Below are 13,570 nucleotides of genomic sequence, written 5' to 3'. Positions count from 1 at the left end.
GTGTTCGGGGTCCGCCCAGTGGACACCCCACAGTCACTGTCAGTGGTGCGCGGCAGAATGGCAACCATGACCAGCACGCCCCCGCCCAGCAGCCTCGACCCGGAGATCGCCGAGCGCCTCAAGCGCAGCGCCGACGGGCTCGTCCCCGCCATCGCCCAGCAGTACGACACCGGTGAGGTGCTCATGCTCGGCTGGATGGACGACGAGGCGCTGCACCGCACGCTGACCACCGGCCGCTGCACCTACTGGTCGCGCAGCCGCCGTGAGTACTGGGTCAAGGGCGACACCTCCGGCCACTTCCAGTGGGTCAAGTCCGTCGCCCTCGACTGCGACGCCGACACCGTGCTGGTCAAGGTCGACCAGGTCGGCGCCGCCTGCCACACCGGCGCGCGCACCTGCTTCGACGCCGACGTGCTGCTCAAGGAAGCCCCGGGTGCCGATTCCGGCGTGCCGGGCTCGGATCAGTAAGGTCAGCCGCCATGGACCTCGATACCTTCCGCAAGCTCGCCACCGACCGGCGCGTCATCCCGGTCACGCGCAAGCTGCTCGCCGACGGTGACACCCCGGTCGCCCTCTACCGCAAGCTCGCCGCCGAGCGCCCCGGCACCTTCCTGCTGGAGTCCGCGGAGAACGGCCGCTCCTGGTCCCGCTACTCGTTCGTGGGCGTGCGTTCGGCCGCGACCCTGACGGCCCGCGACGGCCAGGCCCACTGGCTCGGCACCCCGCCGGTCGGCGTCCCGGTCGACGGCGATCCGCTCGCCGCCCTGCGCGCCACCATCGAAGCCCTGCACACCCCGCACCAGGAGGGCATGCCGCCGTTCACCGGCGGCATGGTCGGCTATCTCGGCTACGACATCGTCCGCCGCCTGGAGAAGATCGGCCCCGGCGAGCGCGACGACCTGAACCTCCCCGAGCTGACCATGCTCCTGACCAGCGACCTCGCAGTCATGGACCACTGGGAGGGCTCGGTCCTGCTGATCGCCAACGCGATCAACCACAACGACCTCGACACCGGCGTGGACGAGGCCCACGCGGACGCGGTGGCCCGCCTGGACGCGATGCAGGCCGACCTGTCGCGGGCGGTCGCCCAGCCCCCGGCGGTGCTCCCGCCCTCCGAGCTCCCCGAGTACACCGCCCTGTGGGGCGGCCCCGACTTCCAGGCGGCCGTCGAGGACGTCAAGGAGCGCATCCGGGCCGGCGAGGCCTTCCAGGTCGTCCCCTCCCAGCGCTTCGAAACGCCGTGCGCGGCAAGCGCGTTGGACGTCTACCGAGTCCTGCGGGCGACGAACCCGTCGCCGTACATGTACCTGTTCCGCTTCGACGGATTCGACGTCGTGGGCTCGTCCCCCGAGGCCCTGGTCAAGGTCGAGGACGGACAGGCCATGGTCCACCCCATCGCCGGCACCCGCTGGCGCGGGGCCACCCCGCAGGAGGACCAGGCCCTCGCCGACGAGCTGCTGGCCGACCCCAAGGAGCGCGCCGAGCACCTGATGCTGGTGGACCTCGGCCGCAACGACCTGGGACGGGTCTGCGAGCCGGGTTCGGTGGAGGTCGTCGACTTCATGTCCGTCGAGCGGTACTCCCATGTGATGCACATCGTCTCCACGGTCACCGGCAGGGTCGCGCAGGGCCGCACCGCCTTCGACGTCCTGACGGCCTGCTTCCCGGCCGGCACCCTCTCCGGCGCGCCGAAGCCCCGCGCGATGCAGATCATCGACGAACTGGAGCCCTCCCGGCGCGGGTTGTACGGCGGCTGCGTCGGCTACCTCGACTTCGCGGGCGACTCCGACACGGCGATCGCCATCCGTACGGCACTGCTGAGGGACGGCACGGCCTATGTCCAGGCCGGTGCCGGCATCGTCGCCGACTCCGACCCGGTCGCCGAGGACACCGAGTGCCGCAACAAGGCGGCGGCGGTCCTGCGGGCGGTCCACACGGCGAACCGGCTCGGCAAGTAGGGGTCTTCACCGGAGAATGGGGCGCTTCTCACGGAACCCCGGGTGACCGTTCGCCCGGGGTTCGGGTGATAGTGGGGTACGTGACTGCTGTACCTCACCCCCGTTCCGAAGCCGCAGGACCCGCCAGGGCCGGCCGCCTCAGTCTTGCCGTGGCACTGCTGTCGGGTGCGCTCGGCGCGGCCGTAGCGCTGCTCGCGACCCGCCAGCAGTGGTCCGAGGGCACCGCGACCGTGGCCGGTGGCGACTTCCCCCTGACCGCCAGGGGCAGTGACGTCACCGGCGTCCCGGCCGCCCTGGCCATAGTGGGCCTCGCCGCTCTGGTCGCCGTCTTCGCCGTACGCAGGGCCGGGCGCCTTCTGGTCTCCGTGGTGCTCGCGCTCTCCGGCGCCGGCATCGTCGTCGCGGCCCTGCTCGGTGCGGGTGATTCGTCCGCGCTGGACGAGGAGGCGGCGAAGGCCTCCGGAGACACGTCGGCGACGGTCTCCGCGCTCAGCCATACCGCTTGGCCCTATGCCGCCGTGGCGGGGGGTGCGCTGATTCTTGTGGCGGGACTTCTTGCCCTTCGGTACGGGCGGTTGTGGCCGGCCATGTCGGGGCGGTACGAGCGGGACGGGGCGCCCAAGGTGCGGCGTAAGGCTGTCGTCGTGGATCCTGATCGGCCTGAGGACATCTGGAAGGCGCTCGATCGTGGGGAAGATCCGACGGGGGCGTAGCGGTCGGTTTCTGGCTGCGGGCCGGTGGGGGCTTGTCGCGCCCGCGCGGCGGTAGCCGCACATCGATACAGCCCCGCGCCCCTATAGGGCGCACCAAAGCGACCCCCGAATACATCGCGACCCTGCGTACGGAAGAATGGGCGCAGACATCACGTACTTCAGCACCTAGGAGCAAGCAATGGCGGGCAGCAGCCACGGTCACACCCCGGCCGCCTGGACCGGTGTCACGATCGCCTTCATCGGTTTCTGCGTCGCGGGCGCCTTCATGGTGATGGCTCAGCCCGCGGGCTTCTGGGCCGGTATGGCCATCGTGGTCATCGGTGGTGTCATCGGCTGGATCATGAGCGCGATGGGGATGGGCATGTCCAAGGACGCCCACAAGCCGCTCGTCACCTCGCAGCCCGAGCAGGCGGACGCCAAGAGCTGACACGCGGACACGAAACTCGTGGAGGGGTGGCCCGGCAGAAATCGCCGGAGCCGCCCCTCACGCGTTCGACGCAAGGGCGGGGGAGAATGCCAGACGTGAATACCGACAGTCAGCGAGTGCTGCCCCGGACCGGCCCGCTGGGACGCCTGGCCGTCCCCGGCGGGATCCTCGCGGCCGTCGCCGGGGCCTTCGCGTACGTGGGGACCGTGGACCCCAACCGGCCCGGCCACTACCCCGTCTGCCCGCTCTACCAGCTCACCGGCCTCTACTGCCCCGGCTGCGGCGGCCTGCGCAGCGCGCACGCGTTCATTCACGGCGACTTCCCGGCCGCCCTCCAGGACAACGCGATCGCCGTTGTGGGCTATCTGGGCTTCGCCGTGCTGTGGACCGTCTGGGTGGTCCGCGCGGCGCGGGGACGGCCGCTGCGGCTCGGTCTCGGGCCGGTGCACCTGTGGACGCTGGGCACATTGGTGCTGGTCTTCACCGTTGTCCGGAACTTGCCGTTCGGTGGCTGGCTACACCCTTGATCAACTGGCGAACGTCCAGGTAGTGGGACCGGCGTCAACCGGATGTGAGGCGTACGCCCTCCTCCGGATACCATCGCAGTGACCATCTGTTTTCATCGGTCGCTGGAACTGTCAACCGTCTGGAAGGGGGCCGCTCGCGTGAGTGTGCTCGACGAGATCATCGACGGAGTCCGTGCCGACCTCGCGGAACGGCAGGCGCGCGTCAGCCTCGACGAGCTCAAGGAGCGCGCGGCGAAGGCTCCCGCTGCCAAGGACGGCGTGGCCGCACTGCGCGGCGAGGGCGTCAAGGTCATCTGCGAGGTCAAGCGCTCAAGCCCTTCCAAGGGCGCGCTGGCCGCGATCGCCGACCCGGCCGGCCTCGCCGCGGACTACGAGGCGGGCGGCGCGGCCGTCATCTCCGTCCTCACCGAACAGCGCCGCTTCGGCGGCTCGCTGGCAGACCTGGAGGCCGTCCGCGCGCGCGTGGACATCCCGGTCCTGCGCAAGGACTTCATCGTCACGTCGTACCAGCTCTGGGAGGCCCGGGCCTACGGCGCCGACCTCGCGCTGCTCATCGTGGCGGCCCTGGAGCAGCCCGCCCTGGAGTCCCTGATCGAGCGCGCGGAGTCCATCGGACTCACCCCGCTCGTCGAGGTGCACGACGAGGACGAGGTCGAGCGCGCGGTGGACGCCGGCGCGAAGATCATCGGCGTCAACGCGCGTAACCTCAAGACCCTTGAGGTCGACCGCGGCACCTTCGAGCGCGTCGCCCCCGAAATCCCGGCCGGCCTGGTCAAGATCGCCGAGTCCGGCGTGCGGGGCCCGCACGACCTGATCGCCTACGCCAACGCCGGCGCCGACGCGGTCCTGGTGGGCGAGTCCCTGGTGACCGGCAAGGACCCCAAGACGGCGGTGTCGGACCTGGTGGCGGCGGGCGAGCACCCGGCTCTTCGGCACGGCCGCGGCTGATCACCGGCTAGAGTTGGCCCGATGACTCTCACCACGACGACCGCAGACAGGCACGCGCGCCTCGCGCGCGGCTGCCGTCCGCGCGGCTGTCGCGCGCCCGCGAGAAGGGTGCACGGCCGCCGCGTGCGGTACGTCATCGGTGACGAACCCGGGCAGGTGAACGGCCGTCGATGGCAGCGCCCCTCCAGGGGCGCGGGGCTCTGTCTGATTTGCGGCTACCGCCGCGCGTGCGCGACCAGCCACAACGGTCCCGCAGCCGACTGACTGTCTCCGCCCCCACGGCGAATAGTGTCTTTTCCACGCACTCACCGTGAGGTATCCGCATGCCCAGCGAGTTCTTCATCCCCGACCCCGAGGGTCAAGTCCCCAGCCCCGAAGGCTACTTCGGAGCGTTCGGCGGCAAGTTCATCCCGGAGGCCCTCGTCGCCGCCGTGGACGAGGTCGCCGTCGAGTACGACAAGGCCAAGCACGACCCCGAGTTCGCCCGCGAGCTCGACGACCTGCTGGTCCACTACACCGGCCGCCCCAGCTCCCTCACCGAAGTCCCCCGCTTCGCGGAGCACGCGGGAGGCGCCAGGATCTTCCTGAAGCGGGAAGACCTCAACCACACCGGCTCCCACAAGATCAACAACGTCCTCGGTCAGGCCCTGCTCACCAAGCGCATGGGCAAGACCCGGGTGATCGCGGAGACGGGCGCCGGTCAGCACGGCGTCGCCACGGCCACGGCCTGCGCGCTGTTCGGCCTCGAATGCACCATCTACATGGGCGAGATCGACACCCAGCGCCAGGCCCTCAACGTCGCCCGGATGCGCATGCTCGGCGCCGAGGTCATCGCCGTGAAGTCCGGCAGCCGCACACTGAAGGACGCGATCAATGAGGCGTTCCGCGACTGGGTCGCCAACGTCGACCGCACCCACTACCTCTTCGGTACCGTCGCAGGACCGCACCCCTTCCCGGCCATGGTCCGCGACTTCCACCGCGTGATCGGCGTCGAGGCCCGCCGCCAGATCCTGGAGCGGGCCGGCCGTCTCCCCGACGCGGCCGTCGCCTGTGTCGGCGGCGGCTCCAACGCCATCGGCCTCTTCCACGCCTTCATCCCCGACGCGGACGTACGCCTCATCGGCTGCGAGCCCGCCGGGCACGGCGTGGAGACCGGTGAGCACGCGGCGACCCTCACCGCGGGTGAGCCCGGCATCCTGCACGGCTCCCGTTCCTACGTCCTCCAGGACGAGGAGGGCCAGATCACCGAGCCGTACTCGATCTCGGCCGGTCTGGACTACCCGGGCATCGGTCCCGAGCACTCCTACCTCAAGGACTCCGGCCGCGGCGAGTACCGCGCGGTCACCGACGACGCGGCCATGCAGGCCCTGCGCCTGCTGTCCCGTACCGAGGGCATCATCCCGGCCATCGAGAGCGCGCACGCGCTGGCCGGCGCCCTGGAGGTCGGCAAGGAGCTCGGCAAGGACGGCCTGATCGTCGTCAACCTGTCCGGTCGCGGCGACAAGGACATGGACACGGCCGCGCGGTACTTCGGCCTGTACGACACGGACGCGGCCGTCGCCGCGGACGAGGCCGGAACCGGCGCGGAGATCGAGGGGGACGCCAAGTGAGCGGGAACATCCAGCTGCTGTCGGACACCCTCGCCGCCGCCAAGGCCGAGGGCCGGTCCGCGCTCATCGCCTACCTCCCGGCCGGGTTCCCGACCGTGGACGGCGGTATCGAGGCGATCAAGGCCGTCTTCGACGGCGGTGCCGATGTCGTCGAGGTGGGTCTGCCGCACAGTGACCCCGTCCTCGACGGTCCGGTCATCCAGACCGCCGACGACATCGCCCTGCGCGGCGGCGTGAAGATCGCCGACGTCATGCGGACGGTGAAGGAGGCGTACGAGGCCACCGGGAAGCCGGTGCTCGTGATGACGTACTGGAACCCCATCGACCGCTACGGCGTCGAGCGCTTCACCGCCGAGCTCGCCGAGGCGGGGGGTGCGGGCTGCATCCTGCCCGACCTGCCGGTGCAGGAGTCGGCGCTGTGGAGGGAGCACGCTCAGAAGCACGGGCTCGCCACGGTCTTCGTGGTCGCGCCCAGCAGCAAGGACGCGCGGCTCGCCGAGATCACCGCGGCGGGCAGCGGGTTCGTGTACGCCGCCTCCCTGATGGGCGTCACCGGTACGCGCGAGTCGGTCGGGGCGCAGGCCCAGGACCTGGTCGAGCGCACCCGGGCCGCCGACGCCGGTACCGGCCTGCCCGTCTGCGTCGGGCTCGGTGTCTCCAACGCCCAGCAGGCGGCCGAAGTCGCCGGCTTCGCGGACGGCGTGATCGTCGGCTCGGCCTTCGTGAAGCGGATGCTGGACGCGCCGGACGACAAGGCCGGGGTCGAGGGCGTGCGTGAGCTCGCTGGCGAGCTGGCGAAGGGCGTGCGCCGACAGGTGTGACCCACGGCGCCTGTCATGGCGTAACGGAAAAATCGGTCACTCGAACGGGTGGACCTGGGGCCGGGGAGGCGCGGTGCGCCTCCCCGGTTCGTTTCCGGGGTGTGAGCGAGAAGAACCGTGAGGGAAAGCGCACCGCCCGGGAGCGGCTGGCGGAGGAGCGCGAGAAGCAGAGGGCCGCGGAGAAGCGACGCCGGGTGCTGGTCGTGGGTGCGAGCGTCGTGTGCGTGCTGGGTCTCGCGGCGGTGATCGGCGTCGTCGCGGCCAACTCCGGCAAGGACAAGGACAGCGACTCCTCGGGCCCGGTCGTGGCGCCCTCGGGGGCCAACGGCCAGGACAGCCTCGCCATCCCGGTCGGCGAGGAGAGCGCCAAGTCGACGCTCGTCGTCTGGGAGGACTTCCGCTGCCCGGCCTGCAAGGCCTTCGAGACCGCGTACCGGCCGACGATCCATGAGCTCACCGAGTCCGGCAAGCTCAAGGTCGAGTACCACCTGGCGACGATCATCGACGGCAACATGGGCGGCACCGGCTCGCGCAACGCGGCCAACGCGGCGGCCTGCGCCCAGGACGCCGGGAAGTTCACGGGGTACCACGACGTGCTCTACGAGAACCAGCCCGCGGAGACCAGCGACGACTACGCCAAGGACGAGAAGCTGCTCGAACTGGCGAAGAAGGTCGACGGCCTGGACACGCCGGCGTTCCGCACCTGTGTCGAGAAGGGCACCCACGACAGCTGGGTGGAGAAGTCCGCGGCCGCCTTCCGCAACGGCGGCTTCTCCGGCACACCGACCGTGCTGCTAAACGGCAAGAACATCTACCAGGACCAGACCATGACCCCGGCGAAGCTGAAGCAGCAGGTGGAGGCCGCCGCCAAGGGGTGACCGGGGGTAAGGCGGCGGGCGGGTTCCCTCACCCGCCTGTTATGGACCCGTTGCCGGGCCGCCTGCCGTGGGCCCGGCCCGGCAGGGTAGCGTCGACCCTGCCATGGAAATTGCCTACATTCCCAGTCCGTCGCGCGGGGTGATCCACCTCGGTCCCATCCCGCTGCGTGGCTACGCGTTCTGCATCATCATCGGCGTCTTCGTAGCCGTCTGGCTCGGCAACAAACGCTGGATCGCCCGTGGCGGGCGGGCCGGCACGGTGGCCGACATCGCGGTCTGGGCCGTGCCGTTCGGACTGCTCGGCGGTCGCCTCTACCACGTCATCACGGACTACGAGCTGTACTTCAGCGAGGGCCGTGACTGGGTGGACGCCTTCAAGGTCTGGGAGGGCGGTCTCGGCATCTGGGGCGCGATCGCGCTCGGGGCGGTGGGCGCGTGGATCGGCTGCCGTCGTCGTGGCATCCCGCTGCCCGCGTACGCCGACGCCATCGCGCCCGGTATCGCCCTCGCGCAGGCCATCGGCCGCTGGGGCAACTGGTTCAACCAGGAGCTGTACGGCAAGCCGACGGATCTGCCGTGGGCCCTGCACATCACGTCCTCCACGGACGGACGGGTGCCGGGGTACTACCACCCGACGTTCCTGTACGAGTCGCTGTGGTGCATCGGTGTCGCGCTCCTCGTCATCTGGGCCGACCGCCGCTTCAAGCTCGGCCACGGGCGGGCGTTCGCGCTGTACGTCGCCGCGTACTGCACGGGGCGCGGCTGGATCGAGTACATGCGCATCGACGACGCCCACCACATCTTGGGGCTCCGCCTCAACGTCTGGACCGCGATCGTCGTGTTCCTGCTCGCGGTGACCTACATCGTGCTGTCGGCGAGGAAGCGGCCGGGGCGCGAGGAAGTGGTCGAACCGGGTGCGGACGTCTCCGACGGTGAGGTCGAAGAGGGCGAGAAGGCCGACGGTGACAAGAAGGCCGAGTCCGAGGTCGAGTCCGCCGAGGTGACGGACGAGACCAAGACCGAGGCCGAGACCGAGTCAGCGAAAAAGACCTGACGGTTGGTCGTACGTCGATGAGGGCGCCCTGGGATTGATCCTGGGGCGCCCTCGCCGTATGTCAGGGGCGGTGGGTCAGGGCGAGGGTGCGGTGGGCCTGCGCGACCACCGCCGCGTCGATGAAGGTGCCGTTCGGGAGGGCTTGGGCTCCCTGGTGGGCTTCCGCTGCCTTGAGGATGGATTCCGCCTGCTCGATTTCCTGTGCTGTGGGGCGGTAGGCGTCCTCGATGACCGGGAGTTGGCGGGGATGGATGGCTGCTCGGCCGAGAAAGCCGAGGGCGCGGCCTCGGGCGCAGGAGGCTCTGAGACCGTCCAGGTCCTTGGCGTCGGGATGGACCGACTGGGGTGGGGGAGCGAGGCCGGCTGCTCTCGCGGCCACGACGACCCGGGAGCGGGGCCAGTCCAGGCCGCTGTCGTGTCGTACACAGAGGTCGGCCCGTAGGTCCGCCTCGCCCAGGGCGATGCCCCGGAGGGCGGGGTGGGCGGTGGCGATGTCGTAGGCACGTTCGATGCCCAGAGCTGATTCCAGGAGGGCGTACAGGGGTGGGGCGCCTCCTTCGGACGGGGCCGTCGTCTCTGCGATGCGTGTGATCTGGCCGGGGGCGGTGACCTTGGGGAGGCGTAGGCCGCAGACGCCCGGGAGTTGGGCGATCGCCGCCAGGTCCGCCGTTGCCAGGGGGTTGTCCAGGGCGTTCACACGGACATGGACCGGGGTCGGCTGGGGGTCGGTGAGGCGTTCCGCCGTTGCCTCGCGGGCGTACTGCTTGCGGTCGGGAGCCACCGCGTCCTCCAGGTCGATCACCACCACGTCGGCGCCGACGGTCAGGGCCTTGCTGACGGTCTCGGGGCGGTCGCCGGGGACGTACAACCAGGTGAGTGCCGTCATACGGCGCCCTCCTCGCGCAGGGTCGCCAACTCGGCGTCGGTCAGGCCCAGTTCTGCCAGGACCTGGTCCGTGTCCGCGCCGTGCGGACGGCCCGCCCAGCGGATCGCGCCGGGGGTCGAGGAGAGCCGGAAGAGGACGTTCTGCATACGGAGGGGGCCGAGGTCGGGGTCGTCGACGGTGGTGACCGTGTCGAGGGCCTGGTACTGCGGGTCGGTCATCACGTCCCGGATGTCCTGGATGGGGGCGACCGCGGCCTCCGCCTTCTCGAAGGCCGCGAGGACCTCGTCGCGGGGGCGTTGGGCGATCCAGGAGCCGACCGCCTTGTCGAGGACGTCCGCGTGTTCCGCTCGTTGCGCGCCCGTCGCGAACCACGGTTCGTCGATCAGTTCAGGGCGGCCCACCAGGCGCATCACACGTTCCGCGATCGACTGGGCCGAGGTGGAGACGGCGACCCAGGTGCCGTCGGCCGTGCGGTAGGTGTTGCGCGGGGCGTTGTTGGCGGAGCGGTTGCCGGTGCGCTCCTGGACGTGGCCGAGCTGGTCGTACCAGGTCGGCTGAGGGCCGAGGACCGTCAGGATCGGCTCGATGATCGCCATGTCGACGACCTGGCCCTCGCCGGTACGGTCGCGGGCCGCGAGGGCGGTCATGACGGCGTAGGCGGTGGCGAGGCCCGCGATGGAGTCGGCGAGGCCGAAGGGCGGCAGGACCGGGGCCGCGTCCGGTTCGCCGGTGATCGCCGCGAAGCCGCTCATCGCCTCGGCGAGGGTGCCGAAGCCGGGGCGGCGGGAGTAGGGGCCGAACTGGCCGAAGCCGGTGACCCGGGTGAGGACCAGACGGGGGTTGACGGCTTGCAGCTCCGGCCAGCCCAGGTCCCACTTCTCCAGGGTGCCCGGGCGGAAGTTCTCGATGACGACGTCCGCCGTCTCGGCGAGGCGGAGGAAGGTGGTGCGGCCGGCCGGTTTCGAGAGGTCGAGCGTGATCGTGCGCTTGTTGCGGCCCAGGAGTTTCCACCACAGGCCGATGCCGTCCTTCGAGGGGCCGTGGCCGCGGGACGGGTCGGGTTTGGCGGGGTGCTCGATCTTGACGACCTCCGCGCCGAAGTCGCCCAGCATGGTGGCGGCGAGGGGGCCGGCGAAGAGGGTGGCCAGGTCGAGGACGCGGAGACCGGTGAGAGGGGGGCGGGGCCGGAATTCCTCGGCCGTTCGGGCTTCCTCGGTCATGGGCGGTGTGCCTCCCGGTGGGTGAGGTGGGCCAGGGTGTCGAAGCCGGTGCCGTTGAAGTCGGCGACGGAGGTGGCGAGGCGGTTCTTGAGGGGGGTCGTCCAGCGGTCGGGGAGGTTGTCGGGGCTGCCGGCGAGGAGGCCGGCGATGCTTCCCGCTGTCGCGCCGTTGGAGTCGGTGTCCCAACCGCCGCTCACCGCTTTGCAGATGGAGCCGGTGAAGTCGCCGTTCGCGTGCGTGAGGGCGGCGGCGATGAGGGCGGTGTTGGGGAGCGCGTGGACCCAGTGGTGGGTCTCGGCGTGGGTGGCGTGGAGTTCGTCCACGACCCTGTCGAAGTCGTCGTGCCGGTGGGCCAGTTGGATGGCGTGGGTGATCGCCTTGGTGAGGCGGGAGTTCGGGGGGATCACGGTGAGGCCGGTGCGGAGGCAGGTCTGGATGTCGGGGGTGGTCGTTGCCTGTGCGATCACCGCCGCTGTGAACATCGCCGCGTAGACGCCGTTCGCCGTGTGGGTGAGGGTGGCGTCCCGGTGGGCCTGTTCGGCTGCGGCGGCCGGGTCGCCGGGGTTGGTCCAGCCGTGGACGTCCGCGCGGATCAGGGCGCCGATCCATTCACGGAAGGGGTTGCGGTGGCGGGCCGTTCGTGGGGGTTCCAGGCCCTGGAGGAGGTTGCGGTAGGCGATGCGTTCCGCGGTGAAGGTGCGGCCGGCGGGGAGTTCGTCGAGCCAGAGCTTTGCCACGTCGGTGGTGGTGAAGTGTTTGCCGTGGCGTTGGAGCAACAGGAGGTTCAGTAGGGGGTAGTTGAGGTCGTCGTCCTCGGGCATGCCGTCGATGTTCTCGGCGAGGGAGGTGGTTGCTGAGCGGCGGTTCCAGGGGTACGTCGTGGTCAGTTCCGGTGGGACTCCTCGTGCTGTGAACCAGGTGTTCAAGGGCCAGTTGCCGGTTGATTCGGCGAGTTGACGGATGGCTTCGAGGGGGAGTTTTTCTACGGGTTTGCCCAGGAGGCAGCCTGCTGCTCGGCCCAGCCAGGCTGCTTCCAGGCCGGCCTGGGTGGGGCCTGGGGTGGGGTGGGCTTCGCTTGCCAGGGCAGGACAGAGAACCGCGATCCTGGCCAGGTCAGTGGGCTCGTCCTCCGCCAACTTGCTCGGCAGGTCCGCCAGTTCGTCCAGCAGGTCTTCTGCCAGCTGTCGTAGGTAGCGGGATGCCGGCTCCGGCGAGGCGCCTGCTCTTACCGGGGCTTGCCTTCCTCCCGCCGCCCGCCACCTCGCCGCGATCGCCGACGGCTCCCGGCCGTCCTGGGTCGCCTGGCGGAGTTCGTGGCCGATCAGGTCCTCCGGTTGGACCCAGGTCAGTCGGAGCATCCTGGGCCTCCGAGGGCGGTGAATGCCGACTCGTGGGCTCTGCGGCGGCGTACGTCCTGTTCGAAGATCTGTTTGGTGACGGCGGTCAGGGTCGTTGCCGGTTCCCACAGGTCCAGGCGGCTCGCCTCTGCGACCCTCTTCGACCAGTCGTCCGGCACCGGGGAGCCCAGGGCGCCTGCCATCGCGCCCGCCATCGTGGCGATCGAGTCGCAGTCCCTGCCGTAGTTCACCGCGCCGAGGACGGCCTGGCGGTAGTCGCCGGCGGACACGAGCAACATGGCGAGGGCGATGGGGAGTTCCTCGATCGCGTGCACGCGGGAGGGACGGCGGGCGGCCAGAGAAGGGGTGCGGTAGTCGGGGCCGACCGTGTCGTAGGGGGACACCGCCTCGCGAAGGGGGCGGAGCGCCGACTCGAAGTCCGTGTGGTGGGTGGCCACTTCGCAGACCTGGTCGATTGCGGTTCGGGTGCCGTCCTTCGCCAGGGCGAGGCAGGTCGTGATGATCGAGTCCGGTGTCGCGCCCGGTGTCGCCGCCGCGGCCACCGCCGCCGCGAAGACTCCCGCCGCCTCACGGCCGTACGACGACTGGTGGGCGCCGGCGATGTCCAGGGCCTCGGTGTAGGCGGCTTGTGGGTTGGCCGCGTTGACCAGGCCCACCGGGGCCATGTACATCGCCGCACCGCAGTTGACGATGTTGCCGACGCCTGCCTCGCGGGGGTCCGTGTGCCCGTAGTGGAGGCGGGTGACCAGCCATTTCTCCGCGAGGAAGATACGGTGCAGGGGGAGGGCCGTCGCCTCCAGTTCCGGGATCCAGCGCGGGTTCGTCATCAGGTCGGGGACCAGGCGGTCGGCGATCGCGTAGGCGTCGAGGTGATCGCGGACCTTGGCGTAGACACGGATCAGCGCGTGGGTCATCAAGGTGTCGTCGGTGATGTGGCCGTCGCCCTTGTGGTACGGGGCGATGGGGCGGGCGCTGCGCCAGGCGTCGCCGTTCCAGGGGCCGACGATGCCGTGGACGCGGCCGCCGTGGCGTTCGAGGATCTGGTCGGGGGAGTAGCCCTCGACGGGGCCGCCGAGGGCGTCGCCCACCGCCGCGCCCACGAGGGCTCCGGTGATCCGGTTCGCAAGGCTGATCTCTGATTCGTTTCCTGGGCGTTTGGGCTGCATGTTC

General features: G+C 70.6%; 15 protein-coding genes. 11 read left to right on the top strand and 4 right to left on the bottom strand.

Translation table 11 applies throughout. The features are described from left to right. The first annotated feature begins 66 nt into the window (after nt 1-66). From hisI to lgt, 11 genes are all read left to right on the top strand, one after another. Nucleotides 67-468, top strand: a complete 402-nt coding sequence (gene hisI, locus ACI2L1_RS20355) for a phosphoribosyl-AMP cyclohydrolase (protein WP_404740727.1) — start codon at nt 67-69, stop codon at nt 466-468. Between the two features lie 11 nt (nt 469-479). After that, nucleotides 480-1,958 (top strand): anthranilate synthase component I, encoded by a 1,479-nt coding sequence (locus ACI2L1_RS20350; protein WP_404740726.1) that lies wholly within the window; start codon nt 480-482, stop codon nt 1,956-1,958. Between the two features lie 71 nt (nt 1,959-2,029). Further along, on the top strand, nt 2,030-2,671 hold the full coding sequence (locus ACI2L1_RS20345; RefSeq protein WP_404740725.1) for a TIGR02234 family membrane protein: 642 nt from the start codon (nt 2,030-2,032) through the stop codon (nt 2,669-2,671). Between the two features lie 178 nt (nt 2,672-2,849). After that, entirely contained in the window at nt 2,850-3,098 is a 249-nt protein-coding gene (locus tag ACI2L1_RS20340; protein ID WP_404740724.1) for an HGxxPAAW family protein, read from the top strand. Nucleotides 3,099-3,184: 86 nt separating this feature from the next. Beyond that, entirely contained in the window at nt 3,185-3,625 is a 441-nt protein-coding gene (locus ACI2L1_RS20335) for a DUF2752 domain-containing protein (RefSeq protein ID WP_404740723.1), read from the top strand. Between the two features lie 138 nt (nt 3,626-3,763). Continuing rightward, entirely contained in the window at nt 3,764-4,573 is an 810-nt protein-coding gene (gene trpC / locus ACI2L1_RS20330; RefSeq protein ID WP_404740722.1) for an indole-3-glycerol phosphate synthase TrpC, read from the top strand. 21 nt (nt 4,574-4,594) lie between these two features. Continuing rightward, the gene (trpM, locus tag ACI2L1_RS20325) at nt 4,595-4,837 is read left to right on the top strand and encodes a tryptophan biosynthesis modulator TrpM (RefSeq protein WP_404740721.1); all 243 of its coding nucleotides are present in this window, start codon (nt 4,595-4,597) and stop codon (nt 4,835-4,837) included. Nucleotides 4,838-4,896: 59 nt separating this feature from the next. Next, nucleotides 4,897-6,183, top strand: coding sequence for a tryptophan synthase subunit beta (gene trpB / locus ACI2L1_RS20320; RefSeq protein ID WP_404740720.1), 1,287 nt, complete (start codon nt 4,897-4,899; stop codon nt 6,181-6,183). Continuing rightward, nucleotides 6,180-7,004 carry a tryptophan synthase subunit alpha gene (gene trpA / locus ACI2L1_RS20315; protein ID WP_404740719.1) on the top strand — a complete coding sequence of 275 codons (825 nt, stop codon included), beginning with the start codon at nt 6,180-6,182 and terminating at the stop codon, nt 7,002-7,004. Before trpB ends, trpA begins: the two co-directional genes overlap by 4 nt. Nucleotides 7,005-7,105: 101 nt before the next feature. Further along, the gene (locus ACI2L1_RS20310; protein ID WP_404740718.1) at nt 7,106-7,882 is read left to right on the top strand and encodes a DsbA family protein; all 777 of its coding nucleotides are present in this window, start codon (nt 7,106-7,108) and stop codon (nt 7,880-7,882) included. Nucleotides 7,883-7,985: 103 nt separating this feature from the next. Continuing rightward, nucleotides 7,986-8,936: a prolipoprotein diacylglyceryl transferase gene (lgt, locus tag ACI2L1_RS20305; RefSeq protein ID WP_404740717.1), complete on the top strand. Its 951-nt coding sequence runs from the start codon at nt 7,986-7,988 to the stop codon at nt 8,934-8,936. 61 nt (nt 8,937-8,997) lie between these two features. On the opposite strand, the gene ACI2L1_RS20300 is transcribed toward lgt, so the two are convergent. Genes ACI2L1_RS20300 through ACI2L1_RS20285 form a run of 4 tightly spaced genes read right to left on the bottom strand, consistent with a single transcriptional unit; the run spans nt 8,998 to nt 13,566 of the window. Beyond that, nucleotides 8,998-9,822 carry an HpcH/HpaI aldolase/citrate lyase family protein gene (locus tag ACI2L1_RS20300; protein ID WP_404740716.1) on the bottom strand — a complete coding sequence of 275 codons (825 nt, stop codon included), beginning with the start codon at nt 9,820-9,822 and terminating at the stop codon, nt 8,998-9,000. After that, the gene (locus ACI2L1_RS20295) at nt 9,819-11,042 is read right to left on the bottom strand and encodes a CaiB/BaiF CoA transferase family protein (protein WP_404740715.1); all 1,224 of its coding nucleotides are present in this window, start codon (nt 11,040-11,042) and stop codon (nt 9,819-9,821) included. Before ACI2L1_RS20295 ends, ACI2L1_RS20300 begins: the two co-directional genes overlap by 4 nt. Continuing rightward, entirely contained in the window at nt 11,039-12,400 is a 1,362-nt protein-coding gene (locus ACI2L1_RS20290; protein WP_404740714.1) for an ADP-ribosylglycohydrolase family protein, read from the bottom strand. The genes ACI2L1_RS20295 and ACI2L1_RS20290 overlap by 4 nt, the downstream gene beginning before the upstream one ends. Beyond that, a complete protein-coding gene (locus tag ACI2L1_RS20285; protein WP_404740713.1) occupies nt 12,388-13,566 on the bottom strand; it encodes an ADP-ribosylglycohydrolase family protein in 1,179 nt (392 codons plus the stop codon). Before ACI2L1_RS20285 ends, ACI2L1_RS20290 begins: the two co-directional genes overlap by 13 nt. Nucleotides 13,567-13,570 lie beyond the last annotated feature (4 nt).

This window comes from Streptomyces sp. NPDC019531 (assembly GCF_044903305.1).
Lineage (GTDB): Bacteria > Actinomycetota > Actinomycetes > Streptomycetales > Streptomycetaceae > Streptomyces.
Note: the sequence above shows the minus strand (reverse complement) of the source record. Positions and strands in the feature narration are given on the sequence as shown.

Bases quoted from the DNA above. Each gene is read 5' to 3' on its own strand.
- hisI (WP_404740727.1), top strand. From the start codon at position 67: ATGACCAGCACGCCCCCGCCCAGCAGCCTCGACCCGGAGATCGCCGAG.
- ACI2L1_RS20350 (WP_404740726.1), top strand. From the start codon at position 480: ATGGACCTCGATACCTTCCGCAAGCTCGCCACCGACCGGCGCGTCATC.
- ACI2L1_RS20340 (WP_404740724.1), top strand. From the start codon at position 2,850: ATGGCGGGCAGCAGCCACGGTCACACCCCGGCCGCCTGGACCGGTGTC.
- ACI2L1_RS20335 (WP_404740723.1), top strand. From the start codon at position 3,185: ATGCCAGACGTGAATACCGACAGTCAGCGAGTGCTGCCCCGGACCGGC.
- trpM (WP_404740721.1), top strand. From the start codon at position 4,595: ATGACTCTCACCACGACGACCGCAGACAGGCACGCGCGCCTCGCGCGC.
- trpB (WP_404740720.1), top strand. From the start codon at position 4,897: ATGCCCAGCGAGTTCTTCATCCCCGACCCCGAGGGTCAAGTCCCCAGC.
- lgt (WP_404740717.1), top strand. From the start codon at position 7,986: ATGGAAATTGCCTACATTCCCAGTCCGTCGCGCGGGGTGATCCACCTC.
- ACI2L1_RS20300 (WP_404740716.1), bottom strand. From the start codon at position 9,822: ATGACGGCACTCACCTGGTTGTACGTCCCCGGCGACCGCCCCGAGACC.
- ACI2L1_RS20295 (WP_404740715.1), bottom strand. From the start codon at position 11,042: ATGACCGAGGAAGCCCGAACGGCCGAGGAATTCCGGCCCCGCCCCCCT.
- ACI2L1_RS20290 (WP_404740714.1), bottom strand. From the start codon at position 12,400: ATGCTCCGACTGACCTGGGTCCAACCGGAGGACCTGATCGGCCACGAA.
- ACI2L1_RS20285 (WP_404740713.1), bottom strand. From the start codon at position 13,566: ATGCAGCCCAAACGCCCAGGAAACGAATCAGAGATCAGCCTTGCGAAC.